Here is a 22,866-nt window from a genome sequence, read left to right as displayed (position 1 = left end):
TGCAGGACGTCGCAACGTCGCCGGTACATCACTTGCCCGTGGCGCGTGGCCAAGGTGCAGGGGAAGCCTACTTAGCCTAGGTCGTTCTCAATACCGAGTCAAAGGCGGCACAGGCGCGGCAAAGGAATGACCTCCAGGGTGCCGATTCATGCTGGCAAAAGATGCGCTTCGTGAAATAGAGATTTACGAAAAGCCATAAATCAAGCAGAAATGAGGCTCCGGGCCAGCGCGCGACGCGCGCCACGCCGGTATCAGCGAAACGATCAGCGAAATGGAAACCCAAGCAATGGATGCGGTGAAACCTCAAGGTGAGGGCGATGAGAAGTTCTGCCTGGACAATCCGGCACTGGAGAGCATCGGTGTCAGGATCACCGAGTGGCGCGACGACTATGTAGAACTTGAGCTGCCGCTCGCGCCCAGTATGCTCAACCGCAGCCGGGTCGTGCATGGCGGCACCATCTGCACCTTGCTCGATGCCGCCACTGGCTATTCGGGCCTTTACTCGGCGCCGGGCGAGGCCGCGCGCCATGCGGTCACGCTGTCGCTGACCTCGAACTTCCTGAGCAACGGCACGGGCAAGCTGCTGACCGCAAAGGGCATGGTCGACCGGCGCGGACGCTCGATCTTCTTTGCGCGCGCAGAGGTGTGGCTGGATGGGGAGCTGCTGGTGGCAACGGGCGTCGCCACGATGAAGTACCTGAAGTAGGCAGTGCGCTCAGGCGCCGTCCTGGCGCCAGCGTGTCGGCGACTTGCCGAACTGTGCCGCGAACCAGCGCGAGAACGCGCTGGGTTCCGAAAACCCCAGCAGCGTGGCGACCCGGGCCAGCGGCCGCTGCGGATCCTGCAGGTAGCGTTGCGCAAGCTCGCGGCGCACCTCATTGACCAGCGCGGAGAAGGTATCGCCATCCTGCTCCAGCTGGCGCTGCAGGGTGCGCGGACTGATGCCAAGGCTCTGCGCGACCTGTTCCACCGCGCCGCGCCCGCGCGGCAACAGCTGGTGCAGGGTGCGCCGGACGTCGGCCGCGATCGAAGGCTTGCCGGCCCCCGGCTGCAGGTCGAGGAAGCCCCTGGCATACCCGGCCAGGCTGGCATCGGCCAGCGGGTTGATGCGATCCAGGTCGCCGCTGGCGAGCACCAGCCCGTCGAACTCCGAACCGAACTCAATGTGCTGCCCGAACAGGCGCCGGTGGATTTGCAGGTCGGCCGGCGCCGCATGGGCGAAGTGCACGCTGTGCGGCTTCCAGGACGCGCCCAGGATGGCGCGGATCAGGCTGTACAGGGCGGCCACGGTCAGTTCCATGGCCTGCCTGCCGGGCTGGTGCCGGCCGGTCTGCAACGTCACATGCAGCACCGCGATCTCGGGATACTCCGTGACCAGGATGGAGATGGAGTCGCTGAGCCAGTGGCGGTAGCGCTCGATCTCCGCCAGCGCGTGGCGCAGCGTGGGCTGGTGCTGCAGCAGCAGGCTGACCGGGCCGAAGTCTGACAGGCGCCACGATTCCCCCACCATCAGGCCAAGCGAATGGCAGGCCGTGACGCGCGCCGAGGCCTCCAGCACTTCGGCCAGGCGCGCTTCCGGGATGCGCAGGTCCGGGGTGTACAGGCAGGCCTGGTCCAGGCCTGCCTGGGCCACCATGCGCACCGGATCCAGGCCCGCGCCCCGGGCAATCGCCAGGTATTTGGTCAGGGAAGCGCTGCGAACAAGGACGGTCATAAGGCTGCCGCGAGAGTGGGTGGGGGCGTCGGTCGTGTCCGTCATCAAATGTCAAATCCTGGCGCAATCGGTCAAGGGTGCCGCGCCATGGCTGTCTGACAATCGTTTCCGTCGCGCCAATGATAGCGGCGCGGGCAGGACACGACAATCAGGAGACAGCCTTGGCAAAAGCCATTCGCATGTACGAGACCGGAGGGCCCGAAGTCCTCCGCTATGAGGACGCCGAGGTAGGCGACCCGGGCCCGGGCGAGGTGCGGATCCGCCACGCCGCGGTCGGGCTGAACTATGCCGACACTTACTTCCGCAACGGCACCTACCCGGTGCCGCTGCCTAGCGGCATGGGCGTGGAGGCAGCCGGCGTGGTGCAGGCGGTCGGGCCGGGCGTGACCCATGTCGCGGAGGGCGATCGCGTCACATACACCGGCTTTATCAACACCCTGGGTGCGTACAGCACCGAGCGCCTGGTGCCCGCCGCACCGCTGATCCGCGTGCCGGAAGCGATCAGCTTCGAGACCGCGGCAGCAATGACCATGCGCGGCCTGACCTCCGCCTACCTGATGCGCCGCATCTACCCGTTCCAGGGTGGCGAAACCATCCTGCTGCACGCGGCTGCCGGCGGCGTGGGGCTGATCGTCGCGCAATGGGCCAGGCTGCTCGGCCTGACCGTGATCGGCACTGTCTCGACCGAGGCCAAGGCAGAGGTGGCGCGCGCCCATGGCTGCGACCACATCATCAACTACAGCCATGAGGACGTGGCAAAGCGGGTGCGGGAACTGACCGATGGCGCAGGCGTGTCGGTGGTCTTCGACAGCGTGGGCAAGAGCACCTTCATGGCGTCGCTGGACTCGCTGAAGCGGCGCGGGTTGATGGTCTGCGTTGGCACGGCCTCCGGCACCATCCCGCCATTCGATCCGCAGTTGCTGGCGAGGAAGGGTTCGGTCTACCTGACCCGTCCGGCGCTGGCCGACTACATTGCGGACCCCGCCGAAAAGGCGGAACTGGCCGCCGAGGTGTTCGGCCATGTTGCCGCCGGCCGTATCCGCATCGAAATCAACCAGCGCTATGCGCTGCAGGATGCCGTGCAGGCCCACCGCGACCTGGAATCACGCAAGACCACCGGGTCTTCGATCTTTGTGCTGTAAAGGAGCGTCCCCATGCGAGCCCAACCCCTTACCTGCAATATCGGCGCCGAAGTCAGCGGCGTCAGCCTGGCCGATGCCGCGCGCGACGACGCGCTGTTTGCCGAGATCAAGTCCCTGCTGCTCACGCACAAGGTGCTGTTCCTGCGCGACCAGGAAATCTCCCGCGCGGACCACGTGGCGTTCGCGCGCCGCTTCGGCGAACTGGAAGACCATCCCGTCGCCGGCAGCGATCCCGATCATCCGGGGCTGGTCCAGATCTATCGCAGCGACAAGCGCGAGAACTACGAGAACAGCTACCACACCGATGGCAGCTGGCGCGAAACCCCGCCCATGGGCTGCGTGCTGCGCTGCATCGAATGCCCGCCGGTCGGCGGCGACACCATCTGGGTCAACATGGCGGCGGCCTACGAGCACCTGCCCGAGGAAATCAAGCAGCGCATCGCCGGCCTGCGCGCCAAGCACAGCATCGAGCATTCGTTCGGCGCGGCGATGAGCCCGGAAAAGCGCGCCAGCCTTGCCGCGCAGTACCCCATGGTCGAGCACCCGGTGGTGCGCACGCATCCGGAAACCGGCGAGAAGGCGCTCTACGTCTGCGGCTTCTCCACGCATTTCGCCAACTTCCATACGCCCGAGAACGTGCGCTACGGACAGGACAAGACCCCGGGCGCCAGCCATCTGCTGAACTACCTGATCAGCCAGGCGGCGATTCCCGAATACCAGGTGCGGTTCCGCTGGCAGCCCAACAGCGTGGCCATCTGGGACAACCGCTGCACCCAGCACTACGCGGTGCAGGACTACTGGCCGGCGCCGCGCAAGATGGAGCGCGCCGCCATCATCGGCGACAAGCCGTTCTGAGGCGCGCCAGCCGCCGCCAGGCCACGTGCCTTTATCAATGGAGACATGCCGTGCACTACCTCGATGGATCCCTGTTCCCTGAAAACCAGCAGCCGCTGATCATCACCGCGGCACCGTACGCACCGGGCTGGCTGCCCTCCGATTTCCCGGAAGACATCCCCGTGACGATGGAAGACCAGATCCAGAAGGCCGTGGATTGCTACAACGCCGGCGCGACTGTGCTGCACCTGCATGTGCGCGAACTCGACGGCAAGGGCTCGAAGCGTCTGTCCAGGTTCAACGAGCTGATCGCCGGGGTGCGCAAGGCGGTGCCGGAGATGGTCATCCAGGTGGGCGGTTCGATCAGCTTCGCCCCGGAAAACGAGGGGGATGCCGCCAAGTGGCTTTCCGACGACACGCGCCACATGCTTGCCGAACTCGACCCCGTTCCGGACCAGGTGACCGTCACGGTGAACACGTCGCAGATGAACGTGACGGAGCATGCGGAACTTGCGGATTTCAAGGGCACCTCGCGCGAGAACCCCGCGATCTTCAACGCGTACAAGGAAATGACGGTTCCCGCCCAGCCTGGCTGGGTCGAAGAGCACATCCGCCGCCTGTCCGCTGCCGGCATCCAGAGCGCATTCCAGTGCTACAACATCAATAGCTTCGAATCCGTTGAGCGGCTGATCCGGCGCGGCGTGTACAAGGGCCCGCTGGTCATGAACTGGGTGGCGATCAGCGGCGGCATGGATGCGCCGAGCGTCTTCAACCTCGCCAACATCGTCCGCGCCGTGCCGGATGGCGCGGTGCTGACCGTCGAAAGCTCCGTGCGCAACGTGCTGCCTGTGAACATGATGGGGATTGCCCTGGGCCTGCATGTGCGGTGCGGGACCGAGGACTGCCTCTGGAACCAGTCGCGCACGGCCAAGATGAGCACGGTGAAGCAGATCGAGCAACTGGTGCGCATCGCGGGCGAATTCGGCCGCAAGGTGGCAACGGCCCAGGAAGCGCGCGAGATCCAGAAGATCGGCGTGTTCTACGACACGGTCGAAGAGACGCTGGAGGCCAACGGCTTCGCGCCGAACCGCAATGGCGGCAATCAGGGCTTCCTGCGCAAGGCCGCCTGACCCGGGTCGGTCGGCACTGGCGATGCGCCAGCAGAAGGGCAGGGGTGGCAGATCACCGGCTCACGATGAAGCCGGCTGCTGCCCTGAACAACCCTCGAACATTCGGAGACAACCATGAATCAAGCACAACCGTCGGCACGCCGCAGGGCGTCGCTGTCATGCATGCTCGGCCTGGCGCTGTCGGTGGCGCTGCCGGCTGCGCTCCCATCGATCGCCTATGCCCAGGCGTGGCCGACCAAGGTGGTCAAGATCGTGGTCGGCGGCCCCGCCGGCGGCACCGCCGATATCCTCGGGCGCATGCTGGCCGAGGGGCTGACGCAGTCGCTGGGCAAGCCGGTGATCGTCGAGCAGAAGCCGGGCGGCGCTGGCGCGATCGCGGTCAACACACTGCTTTCCGCACCGCATGACGGGCATACGCTGCTGCTGATCCAGGGTGGCATCGTTTCCGAAACGCCGCTGGCGCTCAAGGTCTCGTTCGATCCCTTCAAGGACCTGAAACCCGTTGCCCAGGTGGCACGCACGGGGCTGGTGCTGGTGGGCAACCCCAAGCTGCCGGCGAAGAACTTCAGCGAACTGCTTGCCTACATCAAGAGCAAGCCCGGGCAGATCGACTATGCCTCTTATGCCGCCGGCATGCGCGGCCAGACCATCGGCGTCCAGTTCAACCGCCTGGCCGGCGTGGATATGAAGCATGTCGGCTATAAGGGATCGCCGCCCGCGCTGCAGGACGTGATGGGCGGCCATGTGCCGCTGATGTTCGACGGCCTGGCCACGTCGCTGCCGCTGATCAAGTCCGGCAAGCTCAAGGCCTATGCCGTGGCGTATCCCAGGCGCATTCCCGCGCTGCCGGATGTGCCGACCTTCGCCGAAGTCGGCTTCCCGGCGATGACCGAGCCCGGCTGGATGGGGGTGTGGCTGCCGCCGGACGTGCCGGCGGCGGTGCAGGAAAAGATCCGCAACGCCACGCTGGCCATCGTGCAGCAGCCCGGCTACCGCGAGCGCGTGGAGGCCATGGGCATGGACGCCGGGCAACCGCTCAGCAGCGAGGCGCTGTCCAGGGATGCGCGCGCCGCCCATGAGCGGCAGGCGGAGTTGCTGCGGTCGATACATTTCGTGCCGGAGTAGGGGGAGGCCCGCCTTGCGCGGGCCTCGGCGAATCGTTCAGCAAAGTTGTATGCTTTCTGCATGGCGCGCCGGGCGCCTTCAGCGCGTCCCGGCCCCGGCGCAAAAAGTATGGCGGTGACGATATGAAGCCTGCTCACGCATTGATTGTGACTTGCGTCATGCTGGCCGCCTGCGTATCGACGGGCGTCGAGGTGAAACAGGAGCAGATGGCGAACTTCCTGCTCGGTTTCTCCACCCTCGACGACGTTACCACCCAGCTGGGGAAGCCCTCGTCGCAGACCACCCTGGTCAACGGGTCGACCATCCTGATCTATTCGTTTGCGGCCTCCAGGCCGCACCCTGAGAGCTTTATCCCGTTCATTGGCCCGCTGTTCGCCGGCGGCGCGATCCGGTCGTCGACGGTTTTCTTCGAGTTCGACGAGAACGGCGTCCTCAGGAGCCAGCGCCTGACCACGTCCGGCAGCATTTCGGGATGGAGCGTGCTGCCGCCCGAGATGTTGCCATAGGCGGGGGCGGTATACTTCCGCTCCTTTACGGCCCTGGCCGGACACCCGAGAGTTCCCATGAGCGCTTTGCCTCCCTGCCCAAAATGTCATTCCGAGTTCACCTATGAAGACGGGGGCCTCTACGTCTGCCCGGAATGCGCGCATGAATGGTCGGCGCAGGCAGCGGCGCCGGCCGAACCGGAGGCCAGGGTTTATCGCGATGCGGCAGGCAATGTCCTGCAGGACGGGGACACCGTCACCGTCATCAAGGACCTGAAGCTGAAGGGGTCGGCCGGTGTGGTCAAGATGGGTACCAAGGTGAAGAACATCCGCCTGGTCGACGGTGACCACGATATCGACTGCAAGATCGACGGCTTTGGTGCCATGAGCCTGAAATCGGAGTTCGTCAGGAAGGTTTGAACGGACGTTGCACCTTCGCCGCTCAGTCACCTGCGCGGCGGCTTCCGGGACGGGGTTGTCCCCCGGCTGCGCGAACGGGCTGCCGCGAACATCTGCATGTCGCGCAGGATACAGTCCAGCAGCGTATTCGCGGCCACGCCCATCGGGCGGCCAGCCTTCACCAGCAGGCGTGCCTTGGCGGCCTCGAACAGCGGATGGGCGATAGGCAGCGTCACCAGCTCGCCGGACTGCAATTCACGATAGGCCGCGAACCCGCCGATGAGCGTGATGCCATCATGCCGCTTCACGAAATGGCGCAGCACGGCCAGGGAGTTCGTGGTCAGCGTCGGGCGGATCTGGACATTCTCCGTGTAGGCCAGCATCTGCACGACCTGCCCGAGTCCGAATGCCGGCGGCATCATCGCCAGCGGGTAGTCGCCCAGTTCGTGCACGTCGACCTTGCCGCCCCGGCGTGCCAGCGGATGCCCGGCATGCACCAGCAGCACCACCGGCTGCGATGACGTGGCCACCCAGGCGATATCGGCATGCGCGGGCGGATTGTAGGCCAGCCCGATATGTGCGCGGCTTTCCGCTACCTCTTGCAGGACGTTGTTGACCGGGAGGATGTCGACGGTCACGTCGAGCCTGGGATAGCGCGCACAGAAGTCCGTCAGCACTTCGTCCATCAGTCCGTCGACATAGCCCTCGCTGGTGGCGATGCGCACCTGGCCGTGCTGCAGGCCGCGCAAGGCCTGCAGGCGGTCTTCGAAGAGCTCCTGCTGTGCGCGGCAGCCGCGCCAGTACTCGAGCAGATGCACCGCGGCTTCGGTCGGCTGCACCCCGCGTGCATGGCGGTCGAACAGCGGCGCGCCGACCTCATCTTCCAGCAGCCGGATCTGGCGCGTGATCACCGATGGCGAGGTGTTGATGCTGTCGGCCGCGCCACGGATCGAGCCATGTGTCAGTACCTCGTGAAAATAGCGCAGCCTGCGCTGGTTCAGTTCCCGCATGTCGGATCCAGCTGTTGCCAATAGGGCAACGATAGCTGACTTAAGTTGCTCTTGCTCTGTTTTTTCATATGCCAGACGATCGACCCTGAACGACATCGCATCCACAAGAGATAGAGCCGACCACGGGAGAGACCGACATGTCCGCAACCCTGCCCCCACGTACCACGCCGGAGTATGGCAGCGCCGCGCAGCAGGCGCTGTACCGCAAGCTGAACTGGCGCCTGTTGCCGTTCCTGCTGCTCTGCTACACCTTTGCCTACCTGGATCGCGTCAACATCGGCTTTGCCAAGCTGCAGATGCAAAGCGATCTCGGCTTTTCCGATGCGGTGTACGGGCTGGGCGCCGGCATCTTCTTCTTCGGCTACGTCCTGTTCGAAATCCCGAGCAACCTGCTGCTGCCCCGGATTGGCGCCCGCAAGACCATCAGCCGCATCCTGGTGCTGTGGGGTCTCACTTCCGCGGGCATGATGTTCGTGCGTGACGAGACCACGTTCTATGTGCTGCGCTTCCTGCTCGGCGTGTTCGAGGCCGGCTTTGCACCGGGCATGATCTTCTACCTGACCTACTGGTACGGGCAGCGTCGCATGGCGCGCGTGATGGCCGTGGTGATGCTGGCCGGGCCCATCGGCGGGATCTTCGGCTCGCCGCTGTCGACGTGGCTGATGACAGGACTGTCCGGCGCCTACGGCCTGGCGGGCTGGCAATGGATGTTCCTGGTCGAAGGGCTGCCTTGCGTGCTGCTCGGTGCGCTGGCGCTGCGCGTGCTGGCCGACCGGCCCGCCGAGGCGAAGTGGCTCAGCGACGAAGAGAAGCGCATGCTGGCGGCTGAACTGCAGGTGCCGGCAGGCGGCCACCAGTCATTCGGCCAGGTCGCGCGCGACCGGCGCGTCTACCTGCTGGCCTTTGCCTATTTCACGATGATCTGCGGCATCTACGCCGTGAGCTTCTGGCTGCCGTCGATCCTCAAGGCCGACGGCGTCACGGACACCATGCAGATCGGGCTGTATTCGATGATTCCGTACATGGCGGCGGCAATCGCCATGGTCGTGATCGGCCGCAGCTCGGATCGCCGCGGCGAGCGCCGCTGGCACAGCGCGGTCCCCGCATTTGTCGGCGCCGTGGCGCTGGCCCTGGCCACGGTCTCGAGTGGAAACCTGCCGCTGTCATTGCTCTGCATGACCGTCGCCACGGCGATGATGTGGGCCGCCTATACCGTGTTCTGGGCGATTCCGTCGCAATACCTGAAGGGCGATGCCGCCGCCGGTGGCATCGCGCTGATCAATACCATCGGCCTGATTGGCGGCTTCCTGAGCCCGACCATCATTGGCGCGGTGCGTACCGCCACCGGCAGCATGCAGGCCGGCCTGCTGGTGATGGTGGCGCTGCTGATGGCCGGAGCGGCCGTACTGGTAGCCAACCGGATGCCCTCGCCCCAGGGCGCGGTCTCGCCCGCCTGAGGCTGGCCATTCAATTCACGGAGAGAACATTGGCAACACGGATTCTGATCGCCGGATTTCAGCACGAGACCAACACCTTTGCGCCGTCAAAGGCCACCTATGCCAGCTTCGAGCGCGGCGAAGGCTTTCCGGCGATGGTGCGTGGCGATGACGTGCTGTCGCTGCGCGACGTCAACATTCCGGCCGGCGGCTTCATTGCCGCGGCTGAGCGGCGCGGCTGGATGCTGCTGCCGGTGATCTGGGCCGGCGCCAGCCCATCCGCGCACGTGACCGAGGATGCGTTCGAGCGCATTGCCGGCGAAATCGTCGAGGCCACGCGCGCCGGCGGATTCGATGCGGTCTATCTGGACCTGCACGGCGCGATGGTTGCCGAACATACGGACGATGGCGAAGGCACCTTGCTCGCGCGCATCCGTGCCGTGGTGGGGCCGGGCGTGCCGGTGGTCGCATCGCTCGATCTGCATGCCAACGTCACGCGGGCGATGCTCGAGGCCGCCGACGCACTGGTGGCCTATCGAACGTATCCCCACGTGGACATGGCCGAGACCGGCGAGCGGGCCGCGGCATTGCTGCAGCGCTTGCTGGAGGGCAGGGGGCCGCTGCATCGCGCAGTACGCCGGCTGCCGTTCCTGATCCCGATCAACGGCATGTGCACGATGCTGGAGCCTGCCCGCGCCATGTATTCGCTGCTGCAGCAGGGGGAAAGCGGCGCCGTGGTGTCGCTGTCGTTCGCGCCGGGCTTTCCCGCAGCCGATTTCCCGGAATGCGGGCCGGTGGTCTGGGGATACGGCGAGGACGCCGCAGCGGTCGACGCGGCGGTGCAGGCCTTGTACGACCGGATGCTGGCCGATGAGCCTGCCTGGGAGGTCCCGTTCCTCTCGCCGGACGAAGCCGTGCTCGAGGCCATGCGGCTGGCCGAGGGGGCGACGCGCCCGGTGGTCATTGCCGACACGCAGGACAACCCCGGGGCCGGTGGCGACTCGAACACCACGGGCATGCTGCGCGCCTTGCTGCGCCACGGCGCGCGGCACGCGGCCATCGGGCTGATCTGGGATCCGGCCGTGGCGGCCGAGGCGCACCGCGCCGGCGTGGGAGCCACCATCGACGTCGCTCTCGGCGGGGTTTCCGGGGTGCCCGGTGACGAGCCGCTGCGGGGGCGCTTCAAGGTGCTGAAGCTCTCCGATGGCGTATGCCGTTACGGCGGGCCGATGATGAACGGCATGCTGGCCGATGTCGGGCCCGTTGCGCTGCTGCGTATCGACGATGTGCTGGTGGTCGTCAGTGCCGGCAAGGCCCAGATGCTGGACCGCAACCTGTTCCGCGTGGGCGGGGTGGAGCCCGAGGCCATGAAGATTCTCGTCAACAAGAGTTCGGTGCATTTCCGGGCCGATTTCCAGGGCATTGCGCACGCCGTGCTGGTGGCCAAGGCGCCCGGCCCGATGACGGCGGATCCCGCGGACCTGCCCTGGACCAGGCTTGCCCCCGGCATCCGTCTCAAGCCGATGGGCAAGCCCTTCCAGGGCTAGTACCGCGTCAGCGGCGCGGCCTGGCGACCCGGCGGGGCGTCAGTTGAAGACATCCTGCCGGTACCTGCCCGCGCTGACCATCTCCGCCAGCCAGTCAGACGCCGCCTCTGCCGTCATCCCCTCTTGCTCTGCGCAGATCTGAATCAGCACCTGCCTGACCGCGGGCGCCATGTGGCGGCCGTCGCCGCACACGTAGATGATCGCACCCTGGTTCAGCCGCGCCCAGACATCGGCACGGCGCTGCCACAGCAGGTCCTGCACGTAGCGCGGCTCGCCATCCACGACGACTGAACAGGCCAGGTGGACCTGCACCACGCCCTGTGCCTGCCAGCGCTCCACGTCGTCGCGGTAGAGCCAGTCGTGCGCGGGGTGGCGGCAGCCGTAGTACAGCTGCACCGGGGCCAGCGGCCGCCCGGCTGCCTGTTGCGCGGCCCGCTCCTCAAGGAAGCCGCGGAACGGCGCGATGCCCGTGCCGGGGCCGATCAGGATCATGGGCGTGGCCGGGTCCGCCGCGGGCGCGAAGGTGGGATTGGGCGTGCGGATGGCGCCCGCCATCATGGCGCCTGGCGCCAGGCTTTGCAGCCAGGTGGAAGCCACGCCGCGGAAGAGCCCGCGGCCAGACAGCGCCGGTGACCAGACCGTGCCGACGGTGATGGTCGCCACGTCGGGCGAGACCAGCGGCGATGAGGCAATCGAATAGAACCTCGGCCGCATCGGCACGGTGCAAGCGAGCAGGCCGGCCAGATCCACCTCGATCGCTGGAAAGCGGTCCAGCACGTCGGCCAGCCCGAGCCGGCGCGGCGCCACCTGGGCGGCGTACCCGCTCCCGGCGTCGTCCGAGGCCAGCTGCTGCAGGGCCTGGCGCGTGACCGGGCAGCGCGAAGACTGCGACAGCAGGCGCAGGGTATGGCGCGACACCACGTCCTGCAGCTCCACAAAATGGGTCAGCAACTGGCGCACGGACAGGGCCTCGCCCAGCGGCAGGCCGCGCGCGGCCCCGCCGGAGGCGGACAAGGTGACGATGGCGTCCGGGTCGATGCCGATCCGCTCGCACAGGGCCGCGACCATCCCGGGTTGGTTCTGCGGATAGACGGCGAGGTGGTCGCCGGTGGCGTAGCGCACGCCTTCGGGCAGCCTGAGGCGGATATCGCGCGTGGAAGTCCGCGGCGCCTCGCGCGAGAAATCCCACAGGCCGGCTGGATCGTTCACCAGCTCGGTGTTGGCCAGGACCGTGAAGGCCTGGGTGTTCGCCGGCAGCGTGGATGCGCGGATTTCGGCGACGTCTTTCACCTGCACCCGGACCGGCGGCGTTCCCTGGGCCGGCCCGCCCACGCCGTCACCGGCCTGCAAGGCTTGCCACAGCAAGGCGAGCCAGCGTTCCGCGGCCTGGTCGAAGTCGCCGTTGCCGTCAGCTTCGCCACGCGGCAGCAGCGGACTGGCGCCGGCATTGGTGAAGAATTCATAGACCCGGCGCGGGAAGGCCTGGTACGTCGGCCATTGCGAGTTGCCGCAGCCCAGCACGGCCACGCTCAGCGCTTCTGCCCGGTAGCCGCTGGCGGCGCCGCTGTCGAGCAGTGCTTCGAGCCGCCTTGCCGAGTCCGGCGCGCGGCCGTTATAGGTGGCGGCGATGATGACGGCCAGGCCGGTGGTCGGCAGCGCGTCGGCCACGTCGTCCAGGTCGCGCAGCGTCGCATCGAAGCCCGCCGCCAGCGCGCCGGCATGCACCTGCTCAGCCAGTTCGCGCGCGGTGCCAAGGCTGGATCCGTACAGCACGGCAAGCGTCCTGCCGCCGCCCCGCACATCGGGCCCCGCCTGCGGCGCTTGCGCGATCCCGGCGAGCGGCGCCGCAGCGATGCGCTCATGCGGCCGGCGCCGGCGCGCACGCACCGTGAATCCGTCGGGCTTGATCGTCAGTGTTTCCTTGATGCGGAACTGGTAGTCGTGCGCGTCGGTGAACTGGAAATTGCGCAGCATCAGCGCCAGTGCCAGCTTGGCCTCGGTCAGCGCAAACTGGCGGCCGATGCAGGCACGTTCCCCGTTGCCGAAAGGCATGTAGGCGTGGCGCGGCAGCTTTGCCTCCTGCTCAGGCAGGAAACGGTCGACGTCAAAGCGTTCCGGGTCGGCCCACACCTTGGGGTCGCGGTGCAGCGCGGTCAGCACCACCGACAGGCGCCTGTCCTTGCGGATCAGGTAGCGGCCGCCCAGCAGCGTGTCTTCAAACGGCGCCACGGCGAAGGCGGGCGCGGTGGGCCACAGGCGCAAGGTTTCCTTCAGCACGCGGTCCAGTACCGGCAGCCGCGCCAGGTCGGCGTAGACCGGCGCCGCGTCGCCGGGCAGCACGGCGTCCACCTCCGCGTAGGCCTGTGCCATCACGCCCGGGTTGCGCAGCAGTTCATACAGCGCGAAGGTGAGCAGCCCGCTGGTGGTCTCGTGGCCCGCAATCAGGAACGTGATCACCTGGTTGCGGATGTTCTCGTCGTCCAGCCGCTGGCCGGTGTCCGGGTCCCGCGCTTCCAGCATCAGGCCGAGCAGGTCGTTGGCCGTGCCGCCCCTGCGTTCGCCCGCGTCGCCCGCGCGCCGCCGCCGGATCACGTCGTCCACCAGGTCGCGCATGAAGCGGGTGTCGTGGTCGAACTTCTGGTGTGCCGCGTGCATGAAGCGGTCTTGCAGGGCAAAGCGCGTCAGCTTGGACATCGCCTCTTCCAGCGCGCCCACCATGGCCTCGATGAAGGGGTGCAGTTCCGCGCTGGCGAACGATTCAAAGTCATAGCCAAAGCCGGACAGCGCGATGGTATCGAGCGTCAGCCGCGTCATGTCGTCGGCGACCGCGATATCGGCATCCGGGCCTTGCCGGTCCCATTTGTCCACCAGCCGGTTGGCCACGCGCAGCATGACGTCGAAGTAGCCCTTCATCGCGCGCTGGCTGAACGCCGGCATCAGGATGCGGTGCGCCTTGCCCCAGTTGGCCTCGTCGGAGCGTGCGGTGAACAGCCCGTCGCCGGCCATGCCGCGCAGGTAGGACAGCGGCGGGCCGATGTACTTGCGGAACTGCGCGGCATCGCACAACTCGGAGGCCAGTGCCACCGACGTCACGAACGGCACGCGCCGGCCGGCGAAATTCAGCTCGAAGATGCCGTCATGGTGGCGGCTGCGCGCCAGCAGGTGCTGGCCCAGCGCACCAGGCGTGATCTGCAGCAGGTTGCCGACCAGCGGCCAACCCGGGTCGCGCGGGATGGGCTCGGGGATGGGGGCATGCATGGAGCGGGCAGGGGTTTGATGCGGCGCGTCGGACGCCTGGTCGGGGCTGGATAGCTCAATGGGCGGCGGCATGGCGGGGCGGTGTCTCCTGAACGGGCGCTGACACGCGATTTGCCACGTGCGGCCGTTTCATTTAACGTAGACATCTGTCTACCGGCCCAAGCGTAGACAACCGTAGACATGCTGTCAACGAAGCCTGTCGGGCAAAAACCGAGTCCTGCTACTAAACCACATTCATGGAAGCCATTGCCGACGGCAAACGCCGCCTGATCGACGCCGCGTTGCGGCTGGCCGCAGCCAAGCGCAGCTTTGCGGCACTCAAGCTGCGCGAGATCGCGCGCGAGGCCGGCCTGAATCCCAACACGTTCTACCGGCATTTCAGCGACATGGAAGACCTGGCCATCACCGCCATGGCCGAAGTCAGCGCTGAACTGCGGCCGATGCTGCGTGCGGTCCGATGGGCCGCTGCCCGCGACAACCCGGGTGAAGTGGCCAAGCGTGCCTGCGAAGCCCTGTTCTTGTACGCGCAGCATCACCCGGATGCATTCATCGTTGGTGTATGCGGGATCACGGGCCCGCAGCCCGCGCTTCGCGTTGCCATTCGCACGGTGCTGGATGACATCGCCGCCGAGATGGCGGAAGACATCGAGCGGCTGGGGTTGTGTCCCAAGCTCTCACGCCCGGTCATTGACGACGTCTGCGCGTACGTCGTTTCCTACCTTTTCCATCAATGCGTCGACTACATCGAAGCCGATGCCGCCGGACGGCGCAGGCTGATGGCGCGCTCGGTGCAGTTGAGTTGCTGGCTGCTGCAGGGCGCGGCAGGGCCGAATGCCCAGCCGGGAACGAAATCAGGCAGGGAGCGCAAGGCCGTGGCGGCGTAGCCTGCTGCGACGAAACACGCGGAAGGAAGAATTCAGCCGAAGCAGTGGCCGAAGCGAAGGCGTGTGTCCGGGCCAGCGCTCACCCTGAAATCGTGATGCCGCACTCTTGCGCCACCGCCAGGAGCTTTTCCATGTCCGGCGCGCCTGGCGCAATTTCCTCATCGAGCCGCGTGAACAGGCGCGATGCGTTTCCGCCGTGGCTGGTGACTGAAATCATTTCGCCGCCGCCGAAGCCGAAACGGAAGTAATGCACCGTGCCCGCTGGCACATGGACAAAGGTGCCAGCGGCAGCAGTGATCGCTTGATCGCCATAGCCGATCTCGACCGTCCCCTTGGTAATGAAGAACGATTCGTCCCAGTCATGGCTATGGGGCGGTGGGCCACTGCCTTCTTCGCCCTGCTGCAGAAACACCTCATAGCCTTGCGTGGCGGTCCTGGATGCCAGCACCGTGATCCTTTCTCCCACCACGTTGAGCGCGCGTCCATACGCATCCGGAGTCACCGCAAATGGTTCTGGTTTCATGCTGTTCTGCTCCGTCAGTGAGAACGTCGACGTGGCGATGCTGTCCAGGTGTGAGGCATGCGGCAGCTCCAAAGCGAGCCGGCCACGATGCCGGACGGGCGGGGCATGGGCTGCTCCCATATTTGATGTCTGGGAATTTTAGGCGGCCCACGATCGGAAGTCATCGCCAGGAATGAGGATTGCCATGGCCAATGTGCGTCAGCAAACGTTCCTCCCATGCGCAATGTCACTTGCCCCTGGCTCGCTTTCCCATTTCAATGGAGTTGACAGGGAGAGGGGATGACATCATGACAGTCACTCGCTTGCAGAGCATTCCCGGCATCGGGGTTGACAGGATGGCCGACAAGGCTGACTCGATGCGAAACGCCAATATCTTGCGACTGGAGAACCTCGACACTGACTTGCGGCCGCCGCCAGCAGCAATCCGGCGCACGCATGAGGCAATCGATGACGATGCTGCCAACAGCTATCTGCCATTCATGGGCCAGCGTGCACTGCGGGAAGCCGCGGTGGCGCGTGTCCGGCGCATCTCCGGCGTCACATACCACCCTGATACCGAATGCATCATCTCCGCGGGTGGATTGGCCGGGATTCTGAATGTCCTGTTATCCACAATCGAGACGGGGGACGAGGTGGTACTGACGGATCCGACCTACGCAGGCCTGATCAATCGTGTCTACCTCGCAGGCGGGCTGCCAAGATTTGCGCGCCTCATGCCAGGGGTCGACGGCTGGCGACTCGACCTGGACAGCCTCGCCGACGCGATCGGGCCCCGCACACGGGCATTGCTCATCATGTCGCCGTCGATGCCGACTGGCTTCGTCGTGTCCGCGCCGGAGTGGGAGGAGATCGCCCGGCACTGCGAGCAGGTCGGTGCGTGGCTGGTATATGACGCAGCCATGGAAAGAATCCTGTTCGACGGTCGGCAGGTGATCCACCCCGTTTCTCTGCCTGGCATGCGCGAGCGCACCATCACCGTTGGTTCGGTCTCCAAGGAATATCGCATGATTGGCTGGAGAGTCGGCTGGATAGTCGGGCCGGAGCCGCTGATGGCCGACGTGCGGCTGACCAGCTTGTCGAACGTCGTGTGCCAGGTCGGTATCGCCATGCCAGGGGCCACAGCCGCACTGACTGCCAGCGACGATGGCGTGGCCGCGGCAACGGCAGAGTGGGAATCACGCCGCGATATGATGTTGTCCGCGCTGGCCGATCTCCCCGTGATTCGCCCGCACGGCGGATGGTCGCTTCTGATGGATACCCAACGGCTCGGTCTTGCACCGTCTGAAGCGTCCAGGCGCTTGCTGGCGCGCGGCGACGTGGCGGCCACGCCGATGGATAACTGGGGGCCAAGCGGCATCCGGTACCTGCGCTTCGTCTTTGCCAATGAGCCGGTCCAGCGCCTGGCTGACATTCGCGAGCGGATTCGCCTGGCGTGGGACCTCTGACACGTGCAACGCTGAGCGACGAAAATGCCGGCCGCTTCTGGTCATGGTGGTTCCGAGGGCAACGACCGGACCCTGCTGTATTTCGGCTGGCTGACCCTGTTCATCGCCCTGGCAACGCCGGCCGGCTACCTGGTCGATATACAGACGTCGTACCTGCTCAAGAACCAGTTGCATGCGACGGCGACTGAGATATCGATATTCCGGCTGGTGACGGGCATACCAGTCTACCTTGCGTTCGTTTTTGGCCTCGCGCGCGACCAATGGAACCCGCTGGGATTGCGCGATCGGGGCTTCTTCCTGATTTTCGCCCCGGCGACCGCGGCGGCATTCATCTGGATGGCGTATTCAGGTTTCTCATACGCGGGACTGGTCATCGGGATGCTGCTGGCAATGCTGTCGTCCCGATTTATCGCTGCAGCCTATCAGGGGTTGATCGCGCTGGTGGGCCAGGAGAAGCTCATGTCCGGGCGCCTGAGCGCGCTGTTGAACGTGGTCGGCTCCGTCCCGGTGGTTGCGGGGGCGTTCGCCTCCGGGTACATCTCGGATCATCTTGCCGCAAAGGAAGCCTTCCTCCTGATGGCGATGTTCGCCTTGTCGATTGCGGTGCTGGGGCTCTGGAAGCCCGCTTCGGTCTTCCGCCACATCTACGAGAAGCCACAAGCCAGGGGCACGGATCTCGTTGGCAATGTCAGGCGGCTGGTGAGACATAAGGCTGTCTATCCAGCGGTTCTCATCTGCTTTCTGTGGAACTTTGCGCCAGGCGCGGCCACGCCGCTGCAGTTCTATCTGAGCAATGAGCTGCATGCATCGGATTCCGTTTACTCGTACTACAACGGGATCTTTGCCGCCGCGTTCATCCCGACATTCCTGCTGTATGGCTTTCTGTGCAAGAAGGTATCGCTGAACAAGCTGCTGTGGTGGGGAACGATCGTCGCAGTGCCGCAGATGGTTCCGCTGGCATTCATCGACTCAGCCAATCTTGCCCTGGTACTGGCGGCACCGATAGGGCTGATGGGCGGTGTCGCCACGGCGGCATACTTCGATCTCGCGATGCGGTCCTGTCCGCCGGGCCTGCAAGGAACCCTGATGATGCTGGTGGATGGCGTTCTTGCGCTCTCGGCGCGTGCCGGCGATGTCCTGGGATCATGGATCTATAACAGCAGCCCGACGCACGGTTTCACATATTGTGTGATCGCGACTACGGTGGTGTACGCACTGATCCTGTTTTTGATCCCGCTGGCGCCAAAAGCATTGATTGCTACCCGGGACGGCGAAGCAAATCCGGAGGTCCTCAGTCAGCGCACCGTTGAATGAACTGCGTGATGGCGGGCAGGATGGATTGCCGGAAACGCTGGCCGGCGAAGGTGCCGTAGTGACCCACGCCATCGACGACCAGGTGTTCCTTCCGGTCGGCCGCAAGACCGGCGCAGAGCGCGTGAGCCGCTTCGGTCTGGCCGCGGCCGGTGATGTCGTCGTCGCTGCCTTCGATGGTCAGCAATGAAACGTTGGCAATGGCCTCGGGGTAGACGCGGCGCTGGCCGACTTCCATGCAGCCGCGGCACAGGTGATGCTCCAGGAAAACCTTCTGGATGGTTTCCAGGTAGTACTCGGCCGGCACGTCGAGCACGGCGTTGTACTCGTCATAGAACTTGCGGTGCCTGGCTGCCTCGGTCTGCCTGCCATCGACCAGGTCGCGGTAGAAGTCGAGGTGCGCACCGGCGTGCTGTGCGACGTTCATCGATACGAAGCCTGCCAGCTGGAGGAAGCCCGGATAAACCCGGCGCCCGTTTCCCGGGTAGCCGGCGGGCACCCGTTCGATGACGTTGGCCTCGAACCACGCCAGCGAATATTGCTGCGCGAACTGGTCGACCGCCGTCGGGCTGACGCGCGTGTCGATGGGCGCGGCGATCAGGGTCATTGAGCGAGGCTGCACCTGCTCGTTGTCTTCGGCCATCTGGGCGACCGCGCAAAGCACCGGGACCCCGGGCTGGCAAACCGCGACGATATGCGTGCTGGCGCCGAGGTAGCGCAAGAACTTTTTCAGGTAGTCGACATAGCCGCCAAGATCGAAGTGCCCGGCGTCAAGCGGGACCTGGCGCGCATCGGCCCAGTCGGTGATGTAGACATCGTGCTCCGGCAGCAATGCCTCGACCGTCGGGCGCAGCAGGGTGGCGTAGTGGCCGGAGAGCGGTGCCACCAGCAACACGCGGGGCCCAGGGCTGGACATGTCCTTCCTGAAATGCAGCAGCCGGCAGAAGGGCGCTTCGATGAGCGCGGTCTCGGTGACGGCCACCGGCTGCCCGCGCACCAGGACCTCGTCGATCTCAAAGCGAGGTTTCCCGTAGGCCTTGCTCAGCCGGGTGAACAACTCAAGCGCGGCGTCGGTCTCGCGCAGCCCCGGAAGCCAGGCGACCGACTCACCCCAGAAATTGACTGCACGATAACCCGCTTCGATCATCGCCCCGAGCGGGCCAAGGGATTGCAGCGTGAGTTCCCGCAGAGCGTAGAGCGCCATGGCGATTCCCGCCTTCTTGATAGGGTTGGTGTGTTGTTCTGGCGCAGGGGCCGGCAAACCGGGCAGAGACCAGTGCTTTCTTGCAGGTGCTGCGCGATGCGGGCGTCAGCGCAGGTGGCGCGCCCGGCAGCCGCACGGCCGGCTTCGTGCAAGATGGCTGGGCGGGCGACAGGCTTCTGCCGCGGGTGCGTCAGTGGGAAGGTGGCGCTGGTGCACCGAGAAGTGCTGCGCGCGGCTCAGGTGCCGTCGATGTCGAATGGACTGGTTGCGGGAAGCACCGGCGTTGCCGTGGCGGCCGTTGCGGCCGGACAGGTGCGCGCGGCCCAGGTCGCACGCGAATCGGCTGGAATGCTGCATGATGCCCCCCTACTACTCAAGCCACCGGCATTGCGTCGCAATGCCAGCGGTACAGCTTGCAATCAAGTTACGTCATTTACATTCAGTAACATATTCGATCTAACCCTATTGCAACGCTTTGCATACGTCATTTGCAACGAAATGAAGGCTGGCTGGTTCATTCGGTGCGAATGCGGCTCATGTGCTGCCGGGATGTGATCCTCTATAGCCAGCAGGGCGGATGCCGTCAGGCCGTCTGCCGGGCTATTTGTAAATCTTTGCAAGTTACGTTCGGGTAAAACGCCAGGCAGGCGGATGCGGTTGACCCGCCCGGTGCCGCTTCCGCGCTGTCAAGCTGCCCGGCCAATGACCGGAATCACGCCGAAGGCAACGGTAGCCAGCATCATGACCACTGCCGCCGACAGCGCCCAGAGCAGCGTATAGCGCTGGTGATCGCCGAATTCGACCTCGGCCAGGCCGACCAGCAGGTAGGTCGACGCGACCAGCGGGCTCAGCAGGTGAACCTGCTGCCCGATCAGCGAGGCGCGTCCGATTTCCGCCGCGCCGATGCCATAGACGGCGGCGGCCTTGGCCAGGATCGGCAGGATGCCGAAGTAGAACGCGTCGTTCGAGATAAAGAAGGTGAACGGAATGCTCAGCACCCCGGTCACCAGGGCCATGTAGGGACCCATCCAGTCCGGCACGGCGCTGATGACGCTGTTGGCGATGGCATCGACCATCTTGGTGCCGGACAGGATCCCGACGAAGATGCCGGCGGCAAAAATCAGCGACACCACCGGCACGACGTTGGCGGCATGCGCGCTCATGCGCTCCTTCTGTTCGTGCAGGCTCGGGTAGTTGACCATCAGCGCGATGGCGGACGCGATGATGAACAGCGCAGGCAGCGGCAAGGTGCCGAGAATCAGCAGCACCATCAGGCCGCTGGTCAGCAGGAAGTTGAACCACAGCAGCTTGGGCCTGGCGATCCGGGGATCGCCGGTGGCAGCCTCCGGCATGGCATGGCCGTCATCGCCGGCCCCGGTGCGCATCAGGGCGATGCTGCCAAGCCGGTTGCGTTCGCGGCGGCCGAGCAGGAATGCCACGAACAGGCCCCACATGCCGGTGACGATCATCGGCAGGATCATCGGCACGAACAGCGAGCCCACGTCCACGCCCAGCGCGCTGGCGGCACGCGCGGTCGGTCCGCCCCAGGGCAGGATGTTCATCAGCCCGCCGGCCATCATGATCACGCAGGCCAGCACCAGCCGGCTGATGCCCAGGCGCTTGTAGAGCGGGAGCATGGCGGCGCAGGTGATCATGTAAGTGGTCGAGCCGTCGCCGTCGAGCGACACCAGCGCGGCCAGCACGAAGGTGCCTATGATGATCTTGACCGGATCGCCGCCCACCATCTTCAGGATCGCGCGCACCACCGGATCGAACAGCCCGGCATCGATCATCAGGCCGAAATACAGGATGGCGAACATCAGCATCACGCCGGTCGGCGCCAGCTTCTTGACGCCGTCCAGCATCATCGGGCCGAGTTCGGGGCCGAAGCCGCCGATCGCGGCGAACGCAATCGGAACCAGGATCAGCGCCACCATGGCGGAGAGCCGCTTGGTCATGATCAGTGCCATGAACACGATCACCATCGAATAGGCGAGCAGGGTCAACATCTTTTTCTGGATCTCTTTGCCGCCCTGCAGCGTGGGGTGCTTGCGGGCGGGTGTGTGCGCGTCCGTGCGGCGCACGAGGTTAAAAGCAAGGCCGATCCCGCCGGCACGCCAGGGCGTGCCGGGTATGGAATGACCGCGGAGGGTGGCAGTCTTGCGCGCTGGCCCGGGCGGGCCGCGCGGGCGCGGCTCAGCTGGCGGAAACGATGCGTTTCACTACCGCGTCCGCGAACTGCAGCGTGGTGGCCGTGCCGTGGAGGTCGCCGGTCTTCACCTGGTCCTGGACGAGCGTCAGCTCGATGGCCGTGCGCAGGCGCGTGGCCAGGTCCTGGCGGCCCACGTGGTCGAGCATCAGGCCGGCGGCCAGCATCAGCGAGATCGGGTTGGCAATGCCTTTGCCGGCGATGTCTGGCGCCGAGCCGTGCACGGCCTCGAAGATCGCGGCCTGGTCGCCGATGTTGGCGCCCGGCGCCATGCCAAGCCCGCCAACGAGGCCGGCGATCTGGTCCGACAGGATGTCGCCGAACAGGTTGGTACAGAGCAGCATGTCGAAGCGCCACGGGTTGAGCACCAGCTGCATGGCGCAGGCGTCGACAATGATGTCGTCCATGTCCACGCGGCCCGCGTAGTCCTTGGCGACCTCGCGCGCCGCTTCCAGGAAGATGCCGGTGAGCGCCTTCAGGATATTGGCCTTGTGCACCACCGTGATCTTCTTGCGGCCGTTTTTGACGGCGTACTCGAAGGCGAAGCGGGCAATGCGCCGGCACGCGTCGCGCGTGTTGGTGCCGGTCGACACCGCCACCGCATGCGGGTCGTCGCCAACCGGGATGTAGTAGTCATGGGCCACATAGAAGCCGCCGACGTTCTCGCGCACCAGCACCAGGTCGATATTCTCGAAGCGGCCCGGCACCAGGGTGCGGGCCGGGCGTACATTGGCATAGAGGTTGAACGTCTCGCGCAGGCGCACATTGACCGAGCGGAAACCACCGCCCACCGGCGTGGTCAGCGGCCCCTTCAGGGCCAGGCCGGTGCGGCCGATGCTGTCCAGCGTGTCTTGCGGCAGGGGATCGCCGCTGTATTCGACGCCGGCCATCCCCGCGCGCCGGATATCCCAGGCAAACGGGGCGTCCAGCGCTTCCAGCACCCTGACGGTGGCGTCCACAACTTCGGGACCGATCCCGTCGCCGGGGATCAGCGTGGCCGGGATCTGTTCGCGTGCACCGTTTTCCATTTGCGTTCCTGTCGTGAATTGAGCGTTTCGCTGGCCGGCCAGGGCGCCAGGGAGGCTATGTTTCTCGTCGCCGGGCGGGCGCCGGTCCGGGTGACCAGGGGCCCGATTCTAGGCGGGGAAGGCTGTCAGGAAACTGTCAATGTGCCGGCTATGTCATTGGGGTTTACGCGGAGGGGGACGAT

The 22,866-nt window shown here is 65.8% G+C and carries 19 protein-coding genes; 12 read left to right on the top strand and 7 right to left on the bottom strand.

Translation table 11 applies throughout. The annotated features are described in order from the left end of the window. The first annotated feature begins 286 nt into the window (after positions 1-286). Positions 287-706 carry a PaaI family thioesterase gene (locus AC3WVS_RS10975; RefSeq protein ID WP_492318691.1) on the top strand — a complete coding sequence of 140 codons (420 nt, stop codon included), beginning with the start codon at positions 287-289 and terminating at the stop codon, positions 704-706. A gap of 9 nt (positions 707-715) precedes the next feature. Here the strand turns inward: AC3WVS_RS10975 and AC3WVS_RS10970 are convergent, their stop codons facing one another. Continuing rightward, positions 716-1,714 (bottom strand): AraC family transcriptional regulator, encoded by a 999-nt coding sequence (locus tag AC3WVS_RS10970; RefSeq protein WP_492318651.1) that lies wholly within the window; start codon positions 1,712-1,714, stop codon positions 716-718. Between the two features lie 161 nt (positions 1,715-1,875). Here AC3WVS_RS10970 and AC3WVS_RS10965 point away from each other — a divergent pair, with 161 nt between their 5' ends. From AC3WVS_RS10965 to AC3WVS_RS10940, 6 genes are all read left to right on the top strand, one after another. After that, positions 1,876-2,856, top strand: coding sequence for a quinone oxidoreductase family protein (locus AC3WVS_RS10965; protein WP_492318650.1), 981 nt, complete (start codon positions 1,876-1,878; stop codon positions 2,854-2,856). Positions 2,857-2,868: 12 nt separating this feature from the next. Continuing rightward, a complete protein-coding gene (locus tag AC3WVS_RS10960; protein WP_010809725.1) occupies positions 2,869-3,711 on the top strand; it encodes a TauD/TfdA dioxygenase family protein in 843 nt (280 codons plus the stop codon). A 50-nt stretch (positions 3,712-3,761) separates the two neighbouring features. After that, the gene (locus AC3WVS_RS10955) at positions 3,762-4,820 is read left to right on the top strand and encodes a beta-keto acid cleavage family enzyme (protein ID WP_492318649.1); all 1,059 of its coding nucleotides are present in this window, start codon (positions 3,762-3,764) and stop codon (positions 4,818-4,820) included. Positions 4,821-4,934: 114 nt separating this feature from the next. Continuing rightward, positions 4,935-5,945, top strand: coding sequence for a Bug family tripartite tricarboxylate transporter substrate binding protein (locus tag AC3WVS_RS10950; RefSeq protein ID WP_492318648.1), 1,011 nt, complete (start codon positions 4,935-4,937; stop codon positions 5,943-5,945). 122 nt (positions 5,946-6,067) lie between these two features. Continuing rightward, entirely contained in the window at positions 6,068-6,451 is a 384-nt protein-coding gene (locus tag AC3WVS_RS10945; protein WP_035827758.1) for a hypothetical protein, read from the top strand. Positions 6,452-6,508: 57 nt separating this feature from the next. Further along, positions 6,509-6,850, top strand: coding sequence for a zinc ribbon domain-containing protein YjdM (locus AC3WVS_RS10940; protein ID WP_492318647.1), 342 nt, complete (start codon positions 6,509-6,511; stop codon positions 6,848-6,850). 26 nt (positions 6,851-6,876) lie between these two features. On the opposite strand, the gene AC3WVS_RS10935 is transcribed toward AC3WVS_RS10940, so the two are convergent. Beyond that, on the bottom strand, positions 6,877-7,839 hold the full coding sequence (locus AC3WVS_RS10935; protein WP_010809730.1) for a LysR family transcriptional regulator: 963 nt from the start codon (positions 7,837-7,839) through the stop codon (positions 6,877-6,879). Between the two features lie 137 nt (positions 7,840-7,976). Here AC3WVS_RS10935 and AC3WVS_RS10930 point away from each other — a divergent pair, with 137 nt between their 5' ends. Together AC3WVS_RS10930 and AC3WVS_RS10925 are read left to right on the top strand one after the other, a co-directional pair. After that, positions 7,977-9,296: an MFS transporter gene (locus AC3WVS_RS10930; protein WP_058698529.1), complete on the top strand. Its 1,320-nt coding sequence runs from the start codon at positions 7,977-7,979 to the stop codon at positions 9,294-9,296. Positions 9,297-9,325: 29 nt separating this feature from the next. Then, a complete protein-coding gene (locus tag AC3WVS_RS10925) occupies positions 9,326-10,822 on the top strand; it encodes a M81 family metallopeptidase (protein WP_492318646.1) in 1,497 nt (498 codons plus the stop codon). Between the two features lie 39 nt (positions 10,823-10,861). Here AC3WVS_RS10925 and AC3WVS_RS10920 read toward each other — a convergent pair whose 3' ends face one another. Further along, entirely contained in the window at positions 10,862-14,152 is a 3,291-nt protein-coding gene (locus AC3WVS_RS10920; RefSeq protein ID WP_492318645.1) for a bifunctional cytochrome P450/NADPH--P450 reductase, read from the bottom strand. Positions 14,153-14,316: 164 nt separating this feature from the next. Here AC3WVS_RS10920 and AC3WVS_RS10915 point away from each other — a divergent pair, with 164 nt between their 5' ends. Then, a complete protein-coding gene (locus AC3WVS_RS10915; RefSeq protein WP_492318644.1) occupies positions 14,317-14,964 on the top strand; it encodes a TetR family transcriptional regulator in 648 nt (215 codons plus the stop codon). A 79-nt stretch (positions 14,965-15,043) separates the two neighbouring features. Here the strand turns inward: AC3WVS_RS10915 and AC3WVS_RS10910 are convergent, their stop codons facing one another. Then, positions 15,044-15,487, bottom strand: a complete 444-nt coding sequence (locus AC3WVS_RS10910; RefSeq protein WP_492318643.1) for a cupin domain-containing protein — start codon at positions 15,485-15,487, stop codon at positions 15,044-15,046. Positions 15,488-15,774: 287 nt separating this feature from the next. Between AC3WVS_RS10910 and AC3WVS_RS10905 the strand changes: the two genes are divergently transcribed. Together AC3WVS_RS10905 and AC3WVS_RS10900 are read left to right on the top strand one after the other, a co-directional pair. Further along, positions 15,775-16,932 carry a pyridoxal phosphate-dependent aminotransferase gene (locus AC3WVS_RS10905; RefSeq protein WP_492318642.1) on the top strand — a complete coding sequence of 386 codons (1,158 nt, stop codon included), beginning with the start codon at positions 15,775-15,777 and terminating at the stop codon, positions 16,930-16,932. Positions 16,933-16,956: 24 nt separating this feature from the next. After that, complete coding sequence (locus AC3WVS_RS10900) at positions 16,957-18,246, top strand: MFS transporter (RefSeq protein ID WP_492318641.1); 1,290 nt, start codon at positions 16,957-16,959, stop codon at positions 18,244-18,246. Here AC3WVS_RS10900 and AC3WVS_RS10895 read toward each other — a convergent pair. From AC3WVS_RS10895 to AC3WVS_RS10885, 3 genes are all read right to left on the bottom strand, one after another. Continuing rightward, positions 18,224-19,447, bottom strand: coding sequence for a polyhydroxyalkanoate depolymerase (locus AC3WVS_RS10895; RefSeq protein WP_492318640.1), 1,224 nt, complete (start codon positions 19,445-19,447; stop codon positions 18,224-18,226). The two genes, AC3WVS_RS10900 and AC3WVS_RS10895, sit on opposite strands and share 23 nt — an antisense overlap. A gap of 686 nt (positions 19,448-20,133) precedes the next feature. Then, the gene (locus tag AC3WVS_RS10890) at positions 20,134-21,456 is read right to left on the bottom strand and encodes a CitMHS family transporter (protein ID WP_492318639.1); all 1,323 of its coding nucleotides are present in this window, start codon (positions 21,454-21,456) and stop codon (positions 20,134-20,136) included. 187 nt (positions 21,457-21,643) lie between these two features. Further along, complete coding sequence (locus AC3WVS_RS10885) at positions 21,644-22,684, bottom strand: isocitrate/isopropylmalate dehydrogenase family protein (RefSeq protein ID WP_492318638.1); 1,041 nt, start codon at positions 22,682-22,684, stop codon at positions 21,644-21,646. Positions 22,685-22,866: the final 182 nt, after the last annotated feature.

The sequence above is a fragment of the Cupriavidus sp. CPT47-8839-RL05A genome (genome assembly GCF_058792255.1).
Note: the sequence above shows the minus strand (reverse complement) of the source record. Positions and strands in the feature narration are given on the sequence as shown.